Source organism: Micromonospora sp. CNB394 (genome assembly GCF_000374985.1).
Lineage (GTDB): Bacteria > Actinomycetota > Actinomycetes > Mycobacteriales > Micromonosporaceae > Micromonospora > Micromonospora marina.
In genome coordinates, this window is the sequence record NZ_KB895840.1 from 1 (window position 1) to 21,346 (window position 21,346).

The 21,346-nt window shown below is 73.5% G+C and carries 18 protein-coding genes; 7 read left to right on the forward strand and 11 right to left on the reverse strand.

Annotated elements, in window-relative coordinates:
* Positions 1-495: glutamine synthetase beta-grasp domain-containing protein (locus C569_RS0117905; protein ID WP_018787153.1), on the reverse strand; the 495-nt coding region annotated here is incomplete at its 3' end.
* 233 nt (positions 496-728) lie between these two features.
* On the opposite strand from C569_RS0117905, the gene C569_RS0117910 reads away from it, so the two are divergent.
* The gene (locus C569_RS0117910; protein ID WP_018787154.1) at positions 729-2,513 is read left to right on the forward strand and encodes an N-acetylglutaminylglutamine amidotransferase; all 1,785 of its coding nucleotides are present in this window, start codon (positions 729-731) and stop codon (positions 2,511-2,513) included.
* 19 nt (positions 2,514-2,532) lie between these two features.
* The gene (locus C569_RS0117915; RefSeq protein WP_018787155.1) at positions 2,533-2,793 is read left to right on the forward strand and encodes a hypothetical protein; all 261 of its coding nucleotides are present in this window, start codon (positions 2,533-2,535) and stop codon (positions 2,791-2,793) included.
* Positions 2,794-2,963: 170 nt separating this feature from the next.
* On the opposite strand, the gene C569_RS0117925 is transcribed toward C569_RS0117915, so the two are convergent.
* From C569_RS0117925 to C569_RS0117970, 10 genes are all read right to left on the reverse strand, one after another.
* Complete coding sequence (locus tag C569_RS0117925) at positions 2,964-3,665, reverse strand: aspartate/glutamate racemase family protein (RefSeq protein WP_018787157.1); 702 nt, start codon at positions 3,663-3,665, stop codon at positions 2,964-2,966.
* Positions 3,662-4,942, reverse strand: a complete 1,281-nt coding sequence (locus C569_RS0117930; RefSeq protein ID WP_018787158.1) for an FAD-dependent oxidoreductase — start codon at positions 4,940-4,942, stop codon at positions 3,662-3,664. The genes C569_RS0117925 and C569_RS0117930 overlap by 4 nt, the downstream gene beginning before the upstream one ends.
* Positions 4,943-4,955: 13 nt before the next feature.
* Complete coding sequence (locus C569_RS0117935; protein WP_018787159.1) at positions 4,956-5,834, reverse strand: family 3 encapsulin nanocompartment shell protein; 879 nt, start codon at positions 5,832-5,834, stop codon at positions 4,956-4,958.
* A 14-nt stretch (positions 5,835-5,848) separates the two neighbouring features.
* A complete protein-coding gene (locus C569_RS0117940) occupies positions 5,849-6,688 on the reverse strand; it encodes a class I SAM-dependent methyltransferase (protein WP_018787160.1) in 840 nt (279 codons plus the stop codon).
* Between the two features lie 29 nt (positions 6,689-6,717).
* Complete coding sequence (locus C569_RS0117945; RefSeq protein ID WP_018787161.1) at positions 6,718-7,548, reverse strand: SDR family NAD(P)-dependent oxidoreductase; 831 nt, start codon at positions 7,546-7,548, stop codon at positions 6,718-6,720.
* A gap of 4 nt (positions 7,549-7,552) precedes the next feature.
* Positions 7,553-8,524, reverse strand: coding sequence for a sulfotransferase domain-containing protein (locus C569_RS0117950; RefSeq protein ID WP_018787162.1), 972 nt, complete (start codon positions 8,522-8,524; stop codon positions 7,553-7,555).
* On the reverse strand, positions 8,521-9,702 hold the full coding sequence (locus C569_RS0117955) for an MFS transporter (RefSeq protein ID WP_018787163.1): 1,182 nt from the start codon (positions 9,700-9,702) through the stop codon (positions 8,521-8,523). Before C569_RS0117955 ends, C569_RS0117950 begins: the two co-directional genes overlap by 4 nt.
* On the reverse strand, positions 9,699-11,027 hold the full coding sequence (locus C569_RS0117960; protein WP_018787164.1) for a DegT/DnrJ/EryC1/StrS aminotransferase family protein: 1,329 nt from the start codon (positions 11,025-11,027) through the stop codon (positions 9,699-9,701). Before C569_RS0117960 ends, C569_RS0117955 begins: the two co-directional genes overlap by 4 nt.
* Positions 11,028-11,785: 758 nt before the next feature.
* Positions 11,786-12,406 carry a hypothetical protein gene (locus C569_RS30520; protein ID WP_231394828.1) on the reverse strand — a complete coding sequence of 207 codons (621 nt, stop codon included), beginning with the start codon at positions 12,404-12,406 and terminating at the stop codon, positions 11,786-11,788.
* A gap of 39 nt (positions 12,407-12,445) precedes the next feature.
* Positions 12,446-13,669, reverse strand: a complete 1,224-nt coding sequence (locus C569_RS0117970) for a CdaR family transcriptional regulator (RefSeq protein WP_018787166.1) — start codon at positions 13,667-13,669, stop codon at positions 12,446-12,448.
* Between the two features lie 84 nt (positions 13,670-13,753).
* On the opposite strand from C569_RS0117970, the gene C569_RS0117975 reads away from it, so the two are divergent.
* The 5 genes from C569_RS0117975 to C569_RS0117995 all read left to right on the forward strand — a co-directional run bounded on the left by C569_RS0117975 (position 13,754) and on the right by C569_RS0117995 (position 21,245).
* The gene (locus tag C569_RS0117975) at positions 13,754-14,845 is read left to right on the forward strand and encodes a ferredoxin reductase (RefSeq protein WP_018787167.1); all 1,092 of its coding nucleotides are present in this window, start codon (positions 13,754-13,756) and stop codon (positions 14,843-14,845) included.
* Positions 14,846-14,859: 14 nt separating this feature from the next.
* Positions 14,860-15,999 (forward strand): acyl-CoA desaturase, encoded by a 1,140-nt coding sequence (locus C569_RS0117980; RefSeq protein ID WP_018787168.1) that lies wholly within the window; start codon positions 14,860-14,862, stop codon positions 15,997-15,999.
* 169 nt (positions 16,000-16,168) lie between these two features.
* Positions 16,169-17,668 (forward strand): glycosyltransferase, encoded by a 1,500-nt coding sequence (locus C569_RS0117985; protein WP_018787169.1) that lies wholly within the window; start codon positions 16,169-16,171, stop codon positions 17,666-17,668.
* A gap of 279 nt (positions 17,669-17,947) precedes the next feature.
* Positions 17,948-19,408, forward strand: coding sequence for a 26S protease regulatory subunit (locus C569_RS0117990; protein WP_018787170.1), 1,461 nt, complete (start codon positions 17,948-17,950; stop codon positions 19,406-19,408).
* Positions 19,409-19,424: 16 nt separating this feature from the next.
* Positions 19,425-21,245, forward strand: coding sequence for an acyl-CoA dehydrogenase (locus C569_RS0117995; protein ID WP_018787171.1), 1,821 nt, complete (start codon positions 19,425-19,427; stop codon positions 21,243-21,245).
* The last annotated feature ends 101 nt before the right edge of the window (positions 21,246-21,346 follow it).

Below are 21,346 nucleotides of genomic sequence, written 5' to 3' on the forward strand. Positions count from 1 at the left end.
CCGGCCGCTGTTCCAGGCGCCCTCGATCGAGTCGATGTAGTAGAACGACTGGTGCGCGGAGGTCTCGTGGCGGATCGAGTCGAAGATGTAGAACTCCGCCTCCGCGCCGAAGTACGCGGTGTCCGCGATACCGCTCGCCGCCAGGTACGCCTCGGCCTTCTTCGCCACGTTGCGCGGATCCCGCGAGTACGCCTCACGGGTGAACGGGTCGTGCACGAAGAAGTTCAACGCCAGCGTCTTCTGCGCCCGGAACGGGTCCACGAACGCGGTCGCCACGTCCGGCAGCAGCAGCATGTCCGACTCGTGGATCGACTGGAAGCCGCGGATCGAGGATCCGTCGAAGGCGAGGCCGTCGGTGAAGACACTGTCGTCGAACGACTCGACCGGCAGGTTGAAGTGCTGCATCACGCCGGGCAGGTCACAGAAACGTACGTCGACGAACTTCACGTCCTCGTCAGTGAGGTATCGCAGGAGTTCCTCGGAATTGGCGAACACACGTCCTCCTGGCAGGCGTCGTTGATCCTGGCCACGTCCCGTGGCCGGACCGCCCGGGGACGTGGCCCGTACCGCCACCGTACGACGGCTCGCCGTGCCCGGCTCGGCAACCGCCCATCCGGGTTTCCTTCGCCACAGGCCGGGTAGTCGCCGTACCCGGCGGACCGCCCGGGACACGACGCGGCGGGAGGTTGGCATGGTGGGCGCTCCGCGACTGACCGGTGGACGCTGAGATGTGCGGGATCAGCGGTGAGGCCAGGTTTGACGGGGCCGCCCCCGACGCCGCCGCGGTGACCCGGATGACCGCGGCCATGCGGTCGCGCGGCCCGGACGGCGAGGGCGCGTGGAGTGACGGCTGGATCACGCTCGGGCACCGCCGGCTCACCGTGATCGACCTGTCCGCGGCCGGCGCCCAGCCGATGGTCCGCGACGACCTCGGCCTGGCCCTGGTCTTCAACGGGTGCGTCTACAACTACCCGCAGTTGCGCGACGAACTTCGTGCGGCCGGGCACACCTTCCACAGCACCAGCGACACCGAGGTGATCCTGGTGGCGTACGCGCATTGGGGGGAGCGGTTCGTCGACCACCTGGTCGGCATGTTCGCGGTGGCCCTGGTGGACCGGCGGCGCCGCCGCCTCGTGCTGGCCCGCGACCGGCTCGGCATCAAGCCGCTCTACCTCGCCGAGTCGCCCGGCCGGCTCCGGTTCGCCTCGACGCTGCCGGCGCTGCTGGCCGGCGGCGACGTCGACACCGGCATCGACCCGGTCGCGCTGCACCACTACCTGTCCTGGCACTCGATCGTGCCGGCGCCGCGCACGATCCTGCGCGGGATCCGCAAGCTGCCCCCGGCCACCGTCCGGGTGGTCGAGGCCGACGGGCGCAGCCGCGAGCGCGTCTACTGGCGGCCCGAGTACCGGCGCGACCCGGCCCACGACGGCATGGACGCGGCCGACTGGCGGGCCGCCGTCGGGGACGCGCTGCGCACCGCCGTGCGCCGCCGGCTGGTCGCGGACGTGCCGGTCGGGGTGCTGCTCTCCGGCGGGCTCGACTCCAGCATGATCGTGGCGCTGCTCGACGGCGCCGGACAGCACCACCTCCAGACGTTCAGCATCGGCTTCGACAGCCGCGGCGACGAGACCGGCGACGAGTTCCGCTACTCCGACCTGGTCGCCCGCACGTTCGGCACCGACCACCACCGCATCCGGCTCGCCGACGGCGATCTCGGCCCGGCCGTACGCGCCACCGTGGCGGCCATGACCGAACCGATGGGCAGCCACGACGTGGTGGCGTTCCACCTGCTCGCCGAGCAGGTCGCCCGGCACGTGAAGGTGGCGCAGTCCGGCCAGGGCGCCGACGAGGTGTTCGCCGGCTACGGCTACCACCACCGCCTGGCCCGCGCGAACCGTGAGGACGCGGCGGCCGAGTTCACCGCCGCGTTCTTCGACCGTGACCACGCCGAGCTGACCGAGGTAGTCGAACCGGCGTACGCCTGCGCCGGTGACGCCAGCGGCGACCTGGTCGAAGCGGACCTGGCCGCGCCGGGCGCGCAGACCGCCGTGGACGCGGTGCTGCGCCTGGACACCCACCTGATGCTGCCCGACGACCCGGTCAAGCGGGTGGACAGCATGAGCATGGCGTGGGGGCTGGAGGTGCGTACGCCCTTCCTCGACCAGGACCTGGTCACGCTCGCCGCGGCCTGCCCGCCGGAACACAAGCTGGCCCAGGGCGGCAAGGGCGTGCTCAAGGAGGTCGCCCGCGAGGTGCTGCCGGCCGAGGTCATCGACCGGCCCAAGGGCTACTTCCCGGTGCCGGCGCTGCGCAACGTCGACGGTCCCGTGCGAGAGTTGGTGGTCGAGGCGCTGGGGGCGCCCGAGGCGCGCCGGCGCGGCCTGTTCCGCCGGGCGTACGTCGACGAGCTGCTGGCCGAGCCGGACCGGGCCCAGGCCGCCGCCGGCAGCAACAAGCTGTGGCAACTGGGCCTGCTGGAGCTGTGGCTGCAGACGCACGGCGTGAGCTGAGCGGAGCGGGAGGAGTGCGGTGAAGTTCGTCATCGAGAGCGAGGCCGACGGCAGTGTGGGGTTCACCGTCGTCGGTGCCGACGGTCAGGTGCTCGCCACCGGGACGCCCTGCCCGGACAAGGGCTCGGCGCTCGCCGTGGTCGGGGAGCTGATGCACGGGCTGGGCGACGCCTGCGTCGAGGACCGGACCGAGGCCGGCGCCGGGCCGGTGGCCGGCACCCGGACCGAGATCGGCGACGACATGTCGGACATCGGGCGCTCCGGCATCCCGCCGGTCTGAGCACCACCGCACCCGCCCGGCCGCGCTCGCGGGTCGGGCGGATGCGTCGCGCTCACTGCTCGTCGTCGTCGAGCACCTCCGTGCGGCCGTCCCGCGTGACTGTGGGCGGCAGGTGCTCGTCCGGCTGGGCGCCTCGGCCAGCGTGTGGCGCGGGCGCGACGGCCCCGCGCTCATCCACCCGGCCGGTACGGACGCCGGGTGAGGCTCGCGTACGCCATCGTGGTCAGCGTGACGATGTCGAACACCGGCACGCCCAGCCGCGCCTGGATCCGGTGGGCGAACGGCACCAGGTCGGTGCACTCGACGACCAGCGCCCCCAGGTCCGGGTGCGCGCGGGCCAGCGTGTCGACCCGCTCGTCCACCTCGGCCGCCAGCCGCCCGACGTCGAGGGCGTCGCGCCGCCCCTCCAGCATCACCTCGCGGAACTCCGGCTGCCCGGCCATGCCGGTGACCGCCACCGGGACGTCGTCCGCGCCGATCGCGGCCAGGTGGCGCCGGGTCAGCGCGGCCTCGTCGGCGACCAGCAGCCCGACGCGGCGCCCGACCATCCGGTGCACCATCGGCAGTTGCACCAGGCTCGACGACCACAGCGGGACGCGCACCGCGGCGGCGAGTTCGGCCTGGAACAGCACGAGGAACCCGCACGCGCCGGTGATCCCGGCGACCCCGGCCGCCTCCAGGTCGCGGGCCGCCTCGACGAACGGTTGCAGCAGTGCCGGGTCGGCCTCGCGGACCAGCCGCTGCGGGGTGGCGCCCTCCACCACCCGGTAGCGCACCGGGAAGCCGAACGTGTCCGGGTTGCGGATGTGCCCGGGGATCTTGTCGAAGCTGGTGTCGAGGCAGAGCACGCCGATCTCCGGCCGGTCGCTCACGAGATCCCCTTCCGGAAGCGGTCCACCGCGAACGTCTCCGGCGGCAGGTCCGGCTCGATGCCGGAGACGATCTGGGCGAGCAGCTGGCCGCCGGCCGGGGCCAGACCCATCCCGATGTGCCCGTGCCCGGTGGCCACGCTGACGTTGTCGTAGCCGTCGGCCCGCCCGATCAGCGGCAGGCTGTCCGGGGTGCACGGGCGCAGCCCGGCCCACACGTCCAGCCGCCGGCCGGTGTCCAGCGCCGGCAGGTACCGCCGCGCGGTGTGCAGGATCCCGTCGACGCGGCGCGGTGAGATCGACGCGTCCAGCCCGGACAGCTCCAGCGTGCCGCCGACGCGTACCCGGTCACCCAGCGGCATCACCGCGACCTTGCCCTCGCTGAGCAGCACCGGCCGGGTGGGAGTGCCGGGCTCGGCGGGCAGCGTGACGGTGTAGCCCTTCGCCGGTTGCAGCGTCAGCCCGACGCCGAGCATCCGGGCGCACGCCGCCGACCACACCCCGGCGGCGATCACCACCTCGGCCGGGCGCAGCTCACCGCTGGTGGTGCGCACGGCGCGTACCCGCCGCCCGGTCACCTCGAAGTCGCGTACCTCGGCGCCGGTGACGACGTCCACGCCCCGGGCCCGCAGCGCCGCCGCGAGCGCGACCAGGAACGCCGGGACGCGCAGCGCGGCGCCCTCCTCGTTGAGCAGCGTCCCGGCCACCGCGAAGTCGACGCCCGGTTCCAGCCGGGCCAGCTCGGCCCGGCCCAGCTCACGCAGCGGCACGCCGCGTGCGGTCGCCGCCGGGATCGTCCGGCGCGCCTTCGCGTACCCCTGCTCGGTGTGACAGGCCAGGATCATGCCGCGTTCGGTGAGCGTCCCGGCCAGCTCGTCCTCGGCGCAGATCTCGCGCAGCAACGCGAGGCTGCGCTGCTTGAGCGCGAGCAGCGTCTCGAACCCGGCGCGGGCGTGCTGTTCGGTGCAGTGCCGGCGGAAGTGCCAGAGCCACGCCAGCAGCGCGCCGTCCAGCCGGGGCCGGACCGCGAACGGGCTCTCCGGGCGCAACAGCCAGCGGATCCCGGTGGCCGGCACCCCCGGCTCGGCCAGCGGCGCCGAGCCCTGGGTGCCGACGAAACCGGTGTTCCCGGCCGAGCAGGCCGCCGCGTCGCCGACCTCGCCCCGGTCCACCACCGTGACGGTGTGCCCGGCGCGGCGCAGGAACCAGGCGCAGCACAGGCCCACCACGCCCGCGCCGACGACCAGCACGTCGGGGTCGGTACGGCCCGGCGTCGTCATCAGTCGCCGCCGGTCAGAGCGTCACGACGAAGAAGCAGGTGGGCAGGTTCACCACGACCCGCTCCCAGATCTCGGCGCGCAGCGCCACCCCCGGCTCGGCGAACGTGCCCGGCGGCGGCTCGGCGAACCCGATGGTGGACCGGCCGGCGTCGAACAGCAGCGCGCCGTGGCCGAAGTCCCCGACGATGGCGGTGCCCGGGTCGACCAGCCGGGTACGCACGATGAACACGCCGTTGTCCTCCACGTCCCGCATCAGCGAGCCGCTGCCCAGCAGCCGGTAGTAGTCGGCCGGGTTGACGATCAGCCCGTCGGCGGTGCTGCCCATCTGCTCGACCTCGTTGCACGCGGCCAGGATCGTCGACGCGAACGGTCCCGGGTCGGTGAGCCGGCCCAGGTCCGGCATGGTCAGCAGTCCGCCCTCGCCGCGCAGGATGGTGTGGTTCTCGGCCGTGGCCAGCCGCACCACCAGCCGGTAGTCGATGAACTGCGCGAAGCTGACCGGGTCCTCCCACAGCGTGTCCGGCACCTGCACCCAGGCCGTGGTGGTGAGCAGCGGCGGGATGGGGGAGCGGTGGAAGTGGTTGGCCGCCTCCCGGCGCAGGTCCGCGCCGTCCACCGCCGGGTCGTCCGGGCGGGGCGGACTCTCGTGCCAGTAGTAGTCCTGCGGATCCCGGGACAGGTCCACCACCTTGAGCATGTTCCGCGACGGGTAGCGGGGCTTGCGCCGGGAACTGGTGAGCGAGTCGGTGATCGTCACGTCGTAGTCGACGCTGGTGTCGAAGCCGTCCTTGGCGAACGCCTCGACGAACGTCGCGCCGGGCGACATCTGCGTCTTCCGCTCGGCGACGACCTCGGCGATCGTCCGCTTCACGGTGCCGGTGCGCTGCGACATCTGCTGTCCCTTCCTCAGGCCGGCTTGCGGGCGACGAACATGCCCCAGCCGAACTCGCCCCTGTCGATCGCCGCCTGGATCTCGTCGCACGAGTCGGCGAAGCCGAGGATCCAGGTCCGAGCCGCCTCGTCCGCCGTCGTCTCCGCGCGCTCCCGGGCGGTGCGGCCCAGCACCCGGTACGTCTGCCTGATGTGCGCGTCGAGGCTGCGCGCGACCACGTCCACGAACCCGGCCTCGGTCAGTGCCCGGCGGTAGCCGTCGAGCGAGTAGCCGTCGTTCCAGCGCACCCGGTCGTAGACGTGCCGGCGGGCCGCCTCGCCGATCCGCTCGGTGGGCTGGAGGAAGTCGGACACCGCCAGCACCCCGCCGGGGACGAGCACCCGGAACATCTCGGCGTGGCTGCGCGGCTTGTCCGGCACCAGGAACAACGCGTCCTGGCTGACCACGTGCGTGAACGTGCCGTCGTCGTACGGCAGGGCGGTGGCCGAGCCGTGCCGGAACGACACGGGAAGCGACGCGCCCCGTTCGGCGCGCCGCTGCTCGGCGAAGCGCACCCGCTCGATGCTCAGGTCCACCCCTTCGCCCCGGCATCCGGTGCGCCCGGCCAGACGCAGCAGGAAGTTGCCGCAGCCGCAGCCCACGTCGAGCACGTTGGCCGAGGCGTCGATGCCGGCGTCGGCGGCGAGGATGTCGGAGGTCCGGTCGGCCGCCGCGTGGTAGTCGGTGTCGTCCTCCCCGGTGAAGTAGCCGGTGTGCAGCACGCCCTCGCTGTCCCAGAAGCTGAGGTACGTCTGCGTGGTCTGGTCGAAGAACTCGGAGACGTCCCGCTCGGTGAACCGGCTGGTCGTGGACATGGGCACTCCCTTGTGCGGCGGTCGGTGGGTCAGGCGTAGGTGTCCTTACGGACGCCGGTGAGGTGGGGCAGGTCGGGGCCGGTCGCGGCGGCGCCGCCGTCGATCAGGTGCACCCCGGCGGTCACGTACGACGCCCGCTCACCGGCCAGGAACGCGGCCACCGCGGCGACCTCCTCGGGCCGGGCCAGCCGGCCGACGGCGCTGTGGTGCCCCATCGCGGACAGTCGCGCCTCGACGTCGCCGTCCGCGCCGGCGAGCCGGACCGCGGCGCGTTCCATCGGCGGCGTCCGCACCCCGCCGGGCGCCAGCACGTTGACGGTGATGCCGTCGCGGCCCACGTCGACGGCGAGGCCCTGGGCGAAGCGGACCAGCGCCGCCCGGGTCACCCCGGACAGCACGAGCGGGCCGATCGGCACGCAGGCGGTCTCCGAGGCCACCAGCAGCAGCCGGCCCCAGCCCGCGGCGCGCATGTGCGGCAGCGCGGCCAGCGACACCGCTACCGCCGGCAGCAGCACCCGGTCGACGGCCGCCCGGTAGTCGTCGACGCCGAACCCGGTGGCGGTGCCCACGGGCGGGCTGCCGCCGCTGACCAGCAGCACGTCCACCCCGCCCAGCTCGGCGGCGACCCGGTCCACCCAGCGGGCGGCGGCGCCGGTGTCGGTGAGGTCCACGCCGGTCGCGCTGACCCGGCCGGACGCCACAGCGGTCAGCTCCCGTTCCGCGGCGGCCAGCCGCTGCGGGTCACGCCCGCAGACCGCCACGTGCGCGCCCTCCGCGGCGAACTCCTTCGCGCAGGCCAGCCCGATGCCGCTGGTGCCGCCCGCGACGAGCGCCACCCGGCCCTTGAGCCCCAGATCCACGTCCTCACCTCTCCGTCTCGCCGGCGCGGGCCGCCGCGCCGGGGTGTGCCGGGTCGCGGTCCGGCCCGCCGTACCGGTAGCCGTACCGGGTGGACAGCGGCCAGGCCAGCGCCGCCACGGCGAGCCGCTGCCGGCCGGTGAGCGTGCGCCGCCATCCGTCGTCGCGGTCCCGGATCACCGTCGGGCCGGTCCGGAACCGGTCCGGGTTGCCGGTGACCGTGTGGTTGCCGCGCAGCTCGACGGTGCGGTCCCGCACCGGGTTGGCCGCCGGGTCGACGCCGACCAGCTTCAGCAGGGCGCCGATCGCGGCGGCCGGGTCGGCGGTGAAGTCCTCGTAGCGCAGGAACGCCGACCGGTCCGGGTACCGCCGGTTGATCGCCGCCGACGCCCGGTTGAACCCGTGCCAGTACGCGGTGCTGCGTGCCGCCGACATCGCGTAGACGTACTCCTTCGGCTCCCGCCACGAGTGCGCCACCGCACGCGGGTCGCGCACCAGGTGCAACCAGTACGCCTCGACGCCCGGGACGTGCGGCAGCAACGCCGACTCGCCGGGGATCTTGGTGCTGTCCACGATCACCCGGGCGCCGGTGCGTGCGGCCACCTCCCGGTAGACCGCGCCGAGCAGGCCGGCGTGTGCGCGGGTGTCCGCGTCGTACGCGCCCCGCCGCAGCACCCGCCAGGTGTGCCGGGTCCGCAGCCGGGCCCGTTGCCGCCGGATCACCTCGGCGGCGTGCGCGTCCGCCGGCATGCCCGCCGGACGGCCGACCGGCAGCACCGCCGACCACAGCGGACACGCGGTCAGCGCGGCGCCGCAGCCGCACCTGTCGTTCACTCCACGGCCGGTCGAGTTCTTCCACAGGAAGTGCAGCTCGCCGACGTGCACCACACCGGGCACCTCGCCGAGCACGTTGCCGATGACGGTGCTGCCGTTGCGGCACCAGCCGTTGACGTTCAGGACGGTGACCGGTGCGCTCATGCCGCGCGTACCTCCGCCGGAGCCGGCGCCACCGCGGGCCGGCCGATGCGCAGCGCCATCGCGGCGGCGACCGCCGCGCCGGCCGCGCCCGCGACGAACACCGCCGGATAACCGAGACCGGCCGCGACCAGGCCGGTCGCCGGCCCCCACACCGCCAGGCCCAGATCCCAGAACGAGGTGTACGCCCCGATCGCCGCACCCTGCCGCGCCGGGTCGGTACGGTTCATCACCATCAGCGCCAGCGACGGGTGCAGCAGGGAGAACCCGACGCCCATCACCACGCTGCCGGCCACCGCGACCGGCAGGTTCGGCGCGACCGCGATGACCAGCAGCCCGACCGCCTCGCCCACCCCGCACCAGGTGGCCACCCGGCGCGGGCCGAGCCGGTCGGGCAGGTGGCCGATGACCAGGCGGGTGCCGGCGTACACGGCGCTGAAGACGCTCAGCACCACCACGCCGTGGCCGACGCCCCGGGCGTCCAGGTGCAGCACGACGAACGCGGCCAGGCCCGCGTACCCGGCGGCGCCGAAGGTGAGCGCGATGCCGGGCAGCAGCGCCGGGCGCAGCAGCAGCCCGGCGCCCTTGGCAGCCGGTGCGGTACGCGCCGGCGCGGGCACCAGCGCGACGAGCGCCGCGCCGACCGCCGGGGCGACCGCACTGAGCACCCACACCGACTGGTAACCGGCCTGCTGCACGGTGGCGCCGAGGAACGTGCCGGCGGAGATGCCGCCCCACATGCTCACCCCGTACAGGCCGATGAGCTGGCCGCGCCGCTCGTGCGGGGCGAGCTGCACGATCCACACCGCGCCTGCGGTGAACAGCGCCGCCTCACCGGCACCGAGCAGCAGCCGGACCGCCACCAGCGCGGGTACGCCGAGCGGGGCCAGGTAGAGCAGGCCGCCGCCGGCCACCACGAGCGCCCCGGCCAGCATCACCGTGCGGTGTCCGTGCCGGTCCGCGAGGGCGCCCGCGACCGGGCGCACCAGCAGCGCGGTCACCGCCGTCACCGTGATCACCACGCCGACTGTCAGGTCACCGGCGTCGTGCCGTTCGCGCAGGAAGCCGGGCAGCACCGGGATCACCGCGGTCAGCCCGAGGTAGCCGGTGAACAGCCCGCCGAGCAGACCGGCCAGCGCGAGCCGGGGCAGCGGCCGGGCGGGGGCCTGCGCGCCGGTCACGACCCGACCAGGGTGGACGCGCGGGCGGCGGCCACCTTGCGGACGGCGCGGACCAGGTCGTCGCAGTCAGCGGGCGTGAGGTTCGACGACAGCGGCACGTCGACGGTCTCGGTCAGCAGCCGCGCGGTGCGCGGCAGCGTCGCGCGGATCTCCCCGGGGTCGGCGCTGTCGTACAGGAACCGCCAGTTCCAGAACGCCCGCACGTTGACGTCGTCGTCCGCGCCGATGTTGCGGGCGTCGATCCCCTCGGCCCGCAGCGCGCGGGCGAACCAGCCCGCGTCGCCCCAGCCCGCCGCGCCGCCGGGCACCCGGAACACGAACGCCTCCCCGAGGTACGCCCCGGGCGCGACCGGCCGCCGGACCGCGATGCCGGGCAGCCCGGCCAGGGCGGCGCTGACGTGCGCGTAGTTGCGGTGGAACAGCGCCAGCCGCTGCGGCAGCCGGGTCAGCTCGGCGCGCAGCAGGGCCGCCCGGATCTCGTCCATCCGCAGGCTCAGCAGCGGCAGGTCCAGGCCGGTCAGCGGCGGCTCGCCGTGCGGGAAGTGCCGCCGCAGCCGTCCCTCGTACGCGCCGGACAGCGCCACCGCCCGTGCGAACAGCGTGCTGTCGTCGGTGATCAGGAAGCCGCCCTCGCCGCAGTTGAGCGCCTTGTCGGACTGCGTGCTGAACGCCCCGGCGGCCCCGAACGTGCCGAGCTTGCGGCCGTGGAGTTCGGCGCCGAGCGCTGGTACCGCGTCCTCGATCAGCGGCACGCCCATCTCGGCGGCGAACGCGGACAGCGCCTCGACGTCGGCGGCGAAGCCGCGCATGTGCACGACCATGACGGCACGGATCTCGGGCCGCCAGCGGCGGCGCAGGTCGTCGAGGTCCATCCGCAGGTCGTCGTCGACCTCGACCAGGAATGGCCGGCAACCGGCCAGCACAATGGCGCTGGGGGAGGCGACGAAAGTGAATCCGGGGCAGGCCACCAATGATCCCGGTGGCACTCCGGCGCCCATCAGGGCGAGCGCCAGCGCCGCGGTCCCGCTGGAAACGGCCAGCGCGTGCCGGGTGCCGAAATAGCGACACAGTTCGTCCTCGAACCGTCCGCATTCGGTTTCGTCAGGTGGGCGGTGGTCGTATCGGAAGTAGAGGTGGCTGCGGACGGCGCGAATAGCCGCGTCCTCGTCCTCGGTGTGCACGAAGACCGCGCCCTTGTCGTACGTCGGCCAGGGCGTTCGCCGCACCGGCTGCCCGCCGTGCAGGGCGAGCTGTTCGGGCAGATCAGAGCCGTTCTGCACCGGCCTCGGCGGGCTCGGTGCGGGAGCGTCGTTGTTCCCGTCCACCGGCGGACTCCTCGGGCGTGCGGCGACAATTCCTAGTGGATCGATAGGATCACCGGGACGTACGCCGGGCGTGGTCGCCCGACGGGATCGCAGTCCCGGCGCGATCCCGTCGAGGGGTAAGAAATGCCACCAGATCCGACATCGATCGTACGTCGATCCAGCGAGAGTAATGATTGTCGTCGATCCCGCACGCGTCAACAGACGGGTGTGAATATGTTTGGCGCCGGCCCGTGCCGACGGTGAACTTTGCGGAATTGTCGTCGCCGCCCCGCTGATCCGCCCCGCCCCCGCCGCCCTCGCCCCCGCCGCCCTGCCGCCCTCCTGTCGCTGGACGGCGCGTCGCCACGGCGCGTCGCCACGGCGCGTCGCCACGGCGCGTCGCCACGGCGCGTCGCCACGGCGCGTCGCCACGGCGCGTCGCCCAGCCGCTCGGCGCGGCTGTTGCTGGGCTGCGTCCTGCTCGCGCCGGCCTGGCCGTGTCGGCCGTGGTCGCGTCGGGCTCGGCCACTTCGGCGTGGCCGCACCGGATTGCCGTCACCGAGGGTAGTGGCACGGCCTCCCCGGCATGACTCCCCTCGCGTCCTTTGCTCTGCAGCCATCGGCGCATCGGTAACTCGCGGCCACCGTCGCTCATGCGGCTGCAGAGCAAAGGGCGCGCAGGGGTATGAGTGCGGCCGTCGCCCTCTCCGGCGTTCCCGCAGCTCAAGAGCTTGCTGCGAAGAAAACGGGACCAATCGACTGCGGAAGTGTGCGTCACCCTACGTGACTCGCTGCTCGACAGGCTGACATGACGCACAGTAACGCCCGAAGCTGCCAAGGGCGCCGAAGTCCAGTCGGACGGCCGGCAGGGGAGGACCGGAAGTGCGATCGTCGATCGCCGCACCGCGGGTCAGCTCCTCCGGAGACAGGTAGCGGCGCGAGCCGGTCAGCCGATCGGAGTCGAGCACCAACGGTCCCGGCCGGTACGCGAGGATCGTGTCCAGCGCCGCGCGTACCTCGGCGACCGGCAGCCGCTGGAAGCCAGCCAGGCCGCTCCGATCGCTGCCGCCGCCGGTGGTGGCGTGGCTGAGCACGGTGCCGTCGCACCACGGGTACACCAGCGTCGGGCCGTCCGTGCCGTCGCGTACCAGCTCGGGCCGGACCATCGCCGGGTGCCGGACCGCCGCGTGCAGGCCCAGCGCGCGGGTCAGCGACCCCCGCGCGGCGGGTGTCCCGGCCCGCTTGACGAACCAGCGCCGGCCCGCCGACTCCACGCCGTAGGAGGCGCACCCGGAGTCCTGGTCGCCGAAGACCACGAACGCGGCAGCCGGATTCAGATCCCACACGCGCGTCGAGGCCACGACGAAGCCCTGCCGCTCCGGGTCCACCACCTCGATCACGTCTCCCGGCCGCACCGGGCCGTGCGCCCCGGCGCGGCGTCAGGCGGCCTCCGGCTCCGGGGGTACGGCGAGAGCGATGGTGAGGTCGAGAACCGTGGCGGGGTCGTGCAGCCGGTCGCCGAACAGCTCGCGCAGCTTGCCCATCCGGTAGCGGACGGTCTGCGGGTGCACGAACAGGTCGGCCGCCACGTCGTCGCGGCGTCCCTGGTGCAGCAGCCACGACCGCAGGGTCCCGGCCAGCCGGTGTGCGGTGGCCGGGGGCAGCGGGGCCAGCGGCGCGAGCGCCTGCGCGCGCAGGTCGGCCAGGGCTTCCGGGTCCATGCTGAGCAGCAGCGTTGCCAGGTGGCGTTCGGTGTCGACCGGCCCGGCGTCCGGCTCGCCCAGGCCGAGCGCGAGCGCCCGGGTGGCCCGGTGGTACGACGCGGCCACCCGGTGCCAGGGCCGGGCCGGGCCGAGCACCGCCCGGTGCCCGTGCAGCAGCCGGGTGAGCTGGCGGCGCCGCCCGCCGTGCATGTCCGGCACCAGCAGTACGGCCAGCTCCTCGACCGCGTTCATGCCGGGCAGGTCCTCGCCGCTCTCCAGCGTGTACGGGTTGAGCAGTGCCAGCACCGCGCGCAGGTGCCGGCGGGGCAGCAGCACCACGGTGAGCGTCTGCGGCGGCGGCCAGTCGGCGCGTTCGGCGCTGCGCCGCAGTGACTCCTCCGGCTCGCCCGCGAGCAGTTGCTGGGTGAGCCGTTCCAGGCTGCGGCGGCGCATCCGGCCGGCGCTGGCCAGCTCGTCGGCGTGCCCGGCGACGCTCGCGGCGGACAGCTCGTCGATGTAGGCGAACATCAGCTCGGCGAACTCGGCCACCGTCTCGGCGGCCAGCCCGCTGCGTACCGTGGTGGTGGACACCTCGCGCCAGGCCACCCGGGCGCCCACCCGGTACGCGGCCAGCAACGCGTCCATGCTGCGCCCCGAGCGGGCCTCGCCGCTGCCCAGCGCGTACGCGGCCTCCAGCGCGGGGGCCAGGGGAGTGCTCGGGTCGAACGCCTGGGTACCCTCGATGAGCTGGAGGAACGTTCCCAGTGCGATGCGTACCGCGTTTTCGATCTTCGCCCGCATGGCGCCGGTGAGCGCGCCGGAGTAGTCAGGCACCTCGGCCGTGATCGCGGTGACCGTCCGTTCGGCGACCATCGGCAGCCGCGCGCGCAGCGTCTCCGCCACCCCGGCGTCGAGGTTGAGGTGGGCGGCGCGCTGCCCCGTGCCGGCCTCCGACGTCATGTTTGTTCCCTCCGAACAAAAACCTGCGGCTGTTTCACCTTTGTCGGTCAAGATGTTATGCGATCGGGCGGTCACGCTGGTCATATGACCACAACTGCCTCCCGCCGCCCGCAGAAGGTCACCTTCCGGGACAGGCTGCTGCGGCTGGCCGGAGCGGTCACCACGCCGGTGCTGCCCGACGACTATCTCGACCTGATCGCGCCGCTGCGCGCGGGCGCGCCGCTGCGCGGCCGGATCGTCGCCGTCCGGCCGCAGACCCGGGACGCCGCCACGCTGGTCATCCAGCCCGGCCGCGCCTGGCAGGGCCACACGCCCGGGCAGTACATCCGCCTCGGCGTGGACGTCGACGGGGTGCGCCAGTGGCGCGCGTACTCGCTCACCTCGCCCCCGGACGCCGCCGACGGCCGGATCTCCGTCACGGTGAAGGCGATCCCCGACGGCAAGGTCAGCAACCATCTCGTACGCCGGATCCGGCCCGGCACGATCGTGCACCTCGACCAGGCCCAGGGCGAGTTCGTGCTGCCCGCCGCGACTCCCGAGCGCGTCCTGTTCCTCACCGCAGGCAGCGGCATCACCCCGGTCATGGGAATGCTGCGCTCCGGGCTGGCCGACCGGGCCGACGTGGTGCTCGTGCACTCGGCACCCACCCGCGACGACGTCATCTTCGGTACGGAGCTGCGCGCGCTCGCCGAACGCGGCGCGCTGCGGCTGGTCGAGCGGCACACCGACACCGACGGCCTGCTCGACGTCGCCGAACTGGCCGCTCTGGTGCCAGACCACCTCGACCGCCAGACGTGGGCCTGCGGACCGATCGGCATGCTCGACGCGGTCGAGGGGTATTGGTCCGCCAACGACCTCGTCGAGCGGTTACACACCGAGCGGTTCCGCCCGACGGTGATCACACCGGGCGAGGGAGGCACCGTGACCTTCACCGGGGCGGGGGTGACCGTCGAGTCCGACGGCGCCACCACCCTGCTCGACGCGGGGGAGAGCGCCGGGGTGCTGATGCCTTCCGGGTGCCGGATGGGCATCTGCTTCGGCTGCGTCGTACCGCTGCGCCAGGGTGCCGTCCGCGACCTGCGCAACGGCGACGTCACCACCGCCGTACCGGGGGACGGCGTGCTGGTCCAGACATGCGTGTCGGCCGCCGCCGGTACCTGCGACATCGATCTCTGACAGGAGCCACCCACGTGACCGTCATCCAGAAGAAGGCCGTCAACCCGATCGCCCACCTGAGCGCCGAGGACATCGAGATCATCGGCAAGGAACTGGACGCGATCCGGGACCGGGTCCTCGCCGACCGGGGGGAGCGGGACGCCCGCTACATCCGCAAGGTGGTCAAGACCCAGCGGACACTGGAGATGAGCAGCCGTGCGGTGCTGCTGTTCTCGCTGTTCCCGCCGGCCTGGCTCGTCGGCACGGCCGGTCTCACGGTCGCCAAGATCCTGGAGAACATGGAGATCGGGCACAACGTCCTGCACGGCCAGTGGGACTGGATGCGTGACCCGAAGATCCACTCCACCACCTGGGAGTGGGACCACGTCTCCCCGGCCGACCAGTGGAAGCAGTCGCACAACGAGCTGCACCACCGGTACACCAACGTGGTCGGCAAGGACAACGACCTCGGGTACGGCATCATGCGCGTCGACGAGGACCAGCCGTGGCACCCGATGCACCTCGGGCAGCCGCTGTGGAACCTGCTCAACGCCGCGTTCTTCGAGTACGGCATCGCCGCGTACGACATGGAGCTGGGCGACCACCTCAAGCAGCGCAAGCTCAAGGACCCCACGTTCCGGGCCAAGGCCAGGGCGGTCGGCCGCAAGATCCGCCGCCAGGTGCTCAAGGACTACGTGGTGCACCCGCTGCTGTCCGGGCCGTCGTTCCTGTCCACGCTCGCTGCCACGTTCACCGCGAACCTGCTGCGCAACGTGTGGAGCCACTCGGTGATCATGTGCGGGCACTTCCCGAACGGCGTGGAGACGTTCGAGAAGACCTCTATCGAGGGCGAGACCCGCGGCGAGTGGTACCTGCGGCAGATGCTCGGCTCGGCCAACATCAGCGGAAGCCGCCTCCTGCACATCATGACCGGCAACCTGTCGTTCCAGATCGAGCACCACCTCTTCCCCGACCTGCCCAGCAACCGCTACCAGGAGGTCGCCCCGCAGGTACGGGCGCTGTTCGACAGGTACGGCCTGCGGTACACCACCGGCCCGCTGCCCAAGCAGGTCGCCTCCGCCTGGTGGAAGGTCATCCGCCTGTCGCTGCCCAACCGCAGGGACAGCCGGCAGCCGATCGCCCCGGCCCCACTCGTCACCTCCGGCGCGGCCTGACCCGCCCCGTTCGGTGCACGGCCGGTGAACTTCCACCGGCCGGCACCTGACCGTCTGCTGCACGGCCGGCATCGCCACAGCTCAGAGCCCGTTTCGCGGCCGCCGGAACGGTCCCGGGGCCCCGTACACTCGCGCCCGTCCGGGCGTACGGGTGAAGGGTGGAACGCCGATGCGGCGCGACGACACGACGCGGCTCGGCCGGCGCGTGGTCATGCTCGTCGACAACGCGGTCGACGGTGACTCGCGGGTGCAGAAGACGGCCCGCTCGGCCGCCGACGCCGGCTGGGACGTCACGCTGATCGGCTGCGCCCACGTCGACGCCGAACGCCGCTGGCGGCTCGGCGAGGCCGAGGTACGCGTCCTGCCGCTCGCCGCCGCTCGCGCTACTCCACCCGCCACCGCACCACCCGCCACTGCACCGGCCGTCGTCTCCCGCCCGGGCGGCGGTGTCCCCGGCCCCGAGGGCGCCGACGTCTCCGCTTCGGGCCGTGGCGCTGGTTCGCGCGACGGCTCCGGCCTGCGTGGCGTCTCGGGGCTGCGGGGCGTGTCCGGGCTGCGGGCTCGGCTGGTGGCCCGGGGCGGGCTGCCGTTGCGTGCGGCGCGACTGGTCCGCCGGCCGGTGGAGCACGCCCAGGTCCGCTACTGGCGGGCCCGGCTGCGCGACGGGGCCTGGCGGCGGCTGGAACCGGGGCTCTGGGACTACGAACGGGTCGCCGGTCCGGTCGTCGACGAGCTGCGCCCCGACCTGATCCACGCGCACGACTTCCGGATGCTCGGCGTGGCCGCCCGCGCCGTCGAGCGTGCCCGCGCCGCCGGACGCGACACCAAGCTGGTCTGGGACGCGCACGAGTGGCTGCCCGGTGCCCGGCCGCGCCGCGACAACGCCCGCTGGCTGCCCGCGCACCTCGGCTACGTCCGCGAGTTCGCCGGCCACGCCGACGCGGTCGTCACCGTCTCGGACACGCTCGCCGACCTGCTGGTACGCGATCACGCCCTGCCCGAGCGCCCGGCCGTGATCCTGAACGCCCCGGTCACCGCCGCCTCAGAGCCGGCCGCCTTCGAGCCGTCCGCTCCCGACCTGCGGGAGCGGTGCGGTCTGCCCCCGGACACGCCGCTGCTCGTCTACAGCGGGGCGATGGCCGTCCAGCGCGGCGTAGACACGGTGGTCGAGGCGCTGCCGCTGCTGCCCGGCGTGCACCTGGCCCTTGTCGTCGCCGACCCGGCCGCCGCCTACGTCCGTCAGGTCGTGGCCCGCGCCGCCCGGCATCAGGTGGCCGACCGGGTGCACGTGCTGCCGTACGTGCCGCACCGCCAGCTCGTCGCGTTCCTCGCCACTGCCGACATCGGGCTGATCCCGCTGCACCACTGGCCCAACCACGAGATCGCGCTGATCACGAAGTTCTTCGAGTACGCGCACGCGCGGCTGCCGATCGTGGTCAGCGACGTCCGGACCATGGCCGAGACGGTCCGGGCCACCGGTCAGGGTGAGGTGTTCCGCGCCCGCGACACCGCCGATCTGGCCCGCGCCGTCCGGGCGGTGCTCGCGGATCCGGCCCGCTACCGTGCCGCCTACGAGGGCCCGGACTCGCCACTGCCCGGCTGGACGTGGGAGGCGCAGGCCGAACGCCTCGACGCCCTCTACCGCCGCCTGCTCACTCCCACCCGCTGACGCCCGCCCGGGTGGAACACTACGGGTGTCTCCGGCCCGTTTTGACACCCATGACGTTCCACCCGCACCTTTGGGCGGCCATGGTCAACTCCAGCTCGGCGAAGTGGCGGCATCCGAGTGCCGGTGACCCCGCCATTTCGGGGGAGTGGTGTTGATCTTGAGCGGCCGGGCGAGCGAGGGCCGGGTGCGCAGCGGTGGCCGCCCGGTCGGGCCGGTGCCAGACTCGGAGGCGGACGCCACGCGAGGGAAGCGGACGCCGCCGCGAGGAGAGGGCTGCCGATGACCGAGGTTCGGCCGGACGAGGAGACGGTGCCGCTGCTCGGCGCCGAGGTGCGCATCACCGACGCGGCCGGGCTGCTCGCCGCCGCCGTCGACGGGCCGGTCGAACTGCTGGCCGGGGGCGACTTCCCCGCCCCGGTGCGGGAGGTCCGCTGCACCGTGCGCGTCGACACCGCCGCCGAGCCGCCGGTGCACCGCTTCGAGGCGTACCTGCGGGTGGAGGCCGCACCGGCGGGCCTGCTCGCCCTCGGGCTGACCGGGCCGGTCGGCGTGCTGCTCGCCGAGCGGCTGGCCGCGCGCGGCGGCGACGGCCCGGCCGCCGCGGTGGGCCGGATGGCCGCCGAGGCCGGACGGCGGATCTGGCCGCGACCGGTCGCCACGCTCGCCGCGCCGCCGGGCGACGCGGCCGGTCGGGAGGTGCTGCGCACGGCCCGGGAAGCCGGGCTGCGGCCTCGCGTCGACCAGGACGACGGCACGGTACGCATCCACGCCGACGTGCCCAGCGCCGAGGTGGGACCGGCGCACCTGCGGGCGATGCTGGGCCTGCTGCTCCAGGCCGTACGCGAGTTGTCCGGCGACAGCGAGCAACCGGCCGTGCTGCGCGGACGGACGTACCTCGTGGGGCGGCGACCGGTCGCGGCGGCCGGGCCGCGCAGCGCGGCGGTGACCCTCGACCAGGTCGGCGGCCTGCCCGACGTGGTCGCCCGGTTCCGCGAGGTGGCGGTGTCGTTCCGGCACCCGCAGGCGATGGCCCGCTGGGGTGCGCGCCGGCCGCAGGGCATCCTGATGTACGGGCCGCCGGGCACCGGCAAGACCATGCTGGCCCGCGCCCTGGCGAACGAGGTCGGCGCGGACTTCGTGGAGATCCGCACCCCGGAGATCCTGGACAAGTACCTCGGCGGCTCGGAACGCAACATCAAGCGCATCTTCCGGGAGGCACGCCGCTACCGGCGGCCCACGGTGATGCTGTTCGACGAGTTCGACTCGATCATCAGCTACGCCGGTGCGGGCGGCGACGCGGCCAGCCAGGCGGTCAACGCCGTAGCGGGCATCTTCAAGCAGGAGATGAACACGCTGTTCGAGGAGAACCCCGACGTCATCGTGGTCGCCACCACCAACTTCCCGCAGCGCGTGGACGCCTCGCTGATCCGCTCCGGCCGCTTCGACCTGAAGATCGCCATTCCCGCGCCGGACGAGGCCGGGCGTGCGGAGATCCTCACCAAGATGGTCCGCGAGCTGATCGACCGGCACGAGCGGCCCGGCTTCCGGATGTTCGCCGACGACCTCGACCCGGCCGCCCTGGCCTTCGACACGGCCGGGCTGACCGGCGCGGACCTGCGGGAGGCGCTGCGCCGGGTGCAACTCGCCAAGGCGCTCCGGGAGGCGGCGGAGGGTGCGCCACCGGCTCCGATCGGTCAGGATGACCTGCGGGAGGCCGTCGCCGGGTTGCGCCGCGGCTGACCGGAAGGAGTCCACATTGTCCTCGTCCGATCTGCTGCTGTCCCGCCGTGACCTCGCGTTCCTGTTGCACGACTGGCTGGACGTGACCCGGCTGACCGAGCGCCCCCGCTACGCCGAGCACACCCGGGAGACCGTCGACGAGGTGCTGGACCTCGCCGCCCGGGTCGCCGCCGAACGGTTCGCCCCGCACAACCGGGTCGCCGACACCGGCGAACCCACGTTCGACGGGCAGCGCGTACGGACCATCCCGCAGGTGAACGCCGCTCTGGCGGCGTTCGCCGAGACCGGGCTGCTCGCCGCCACCATGGACGAGTCGGTCGGCGGCCTGCAACTGCCGCACACGGTCGCCGCCGCCGCGTTCGCCTGGTTCCAGGCCGCCAACGTCGGCACGTCGGCGTACCCGATGCTCACCCTCGCCAACGCCAACCTGCTGCTCGCCCACGGCAGCGCCGAGCAGATCGACACCTGGGTACGCCCCATGGTCGAGGGGCGGTTCTTCGGCACCATGTGCCTGTCCGAGCCGCAGGCCGGCAGCTCCCTGACCGACCTGACCACGCGGGCCGAGCCGCAGGACGACGGCACGTACCGGATCGTCGGCACCAAGATGTGGATCTCCGGCGGCGACCACGAACTGGCCGAGAACATCGTCCACCTGGTGCTGGCCCGCATCCCGGGCGCACCGCCCGGCGTGAAGGGCCTGTCGCTGTTCATCGTGCCGAAGGTACTGCTCGACGACGACGGCAACCTCGGGCCGCGCAACGACGTGGTGCTGGTCGGGCTGAACCACAAGCTCGGCTACCGCGGCACCACCAACACGCTGCTGAACTTCGGTGAGGGCGTGCACCGGCCGTACGGGCGGGCCGGTGCGGTCGGCTACCTGGTGGGACAGCCGCATCAGGGGCTCGCGGTGATGTTCCACATGATGAACGAGGCGCGCATCGGCATCGGCGCCGGTGCCACAGCGCTCGGCTACACCGCGTACCTGAAGTCCGTCGCGTACGCCCGGCAGCGCCCGCAGGGCCGCCCGGTCGCCGACAAGGATCCGACCACGCCGCAGGTGCCGATCGTGGCCCACCCCGACGTACGCCGGATGCTGCTGGCCCAGAAGAGCTACGTGGAGGGCGCACTCGCGCTGGTGCTCTACTGCGGACGGCTGCTCGACGAGCAGAAGACCGCGCCCGCCGAGGCCGACCGCGAACGGGCGCAGCTGCTGCTGGACCTGCTCACCCCGATCACCAAGAGCTGGCCGGCGCAGTGGTGCCTGGCCGCCAACGACCTGGCCATCCAGGTGCACGGCGGGTACGGCTACACCCGCGACTACGACGTCGAACAGCACTGGCGGGACAACCGGCTCAACGCCATCCACGAGGGCACCCACGGCATCCAGGCCCTCGACCTGCTCGGCCGCAAGGTCACCATGCGCGACGGCGCAGCCCTGGAACTGCTGCTGGAGACGATCCGCGGCACCATCACCCGGGCCTGGAAGGCCGAGGGGTTCGCCTCCGAGCTGGCCGGACAGCTCGCCGCAGCGGTGGACCGGATCGCCGTGGTGACGCGGCGGTTGTGGGCACCGGGCGACCCGGAGCTGGCGCTGGCGAACGCCTCGGTGTACCTGGAGGCGGTCGGGCACGTGGTGATCGCGTGGATGTGGCTGGAGCAGGTGCTGGCGGCGGAGGCGCTCGGGTCGCCGGACGGCGCCGAGGGGGAGTTCCTGGCGGGGAAGAGGCAGGCGGCGCGGTACTTCTACCGGTGGGAGCTGCCGAAGGTGGGAGCGCAGTTCGACCTGCTGGAAGGGCTGGACCGGACGACGCTGGACATGCGCGAGAGCTGGTTCTGAGCGGACGACACGTCCTTCCGTGCACGCGCGTACGCGACCAGACGTACACCGGGAACCAGCGTATCAAGAACGTCACGCGCACCTGCCCGTCCGGCGGTGCC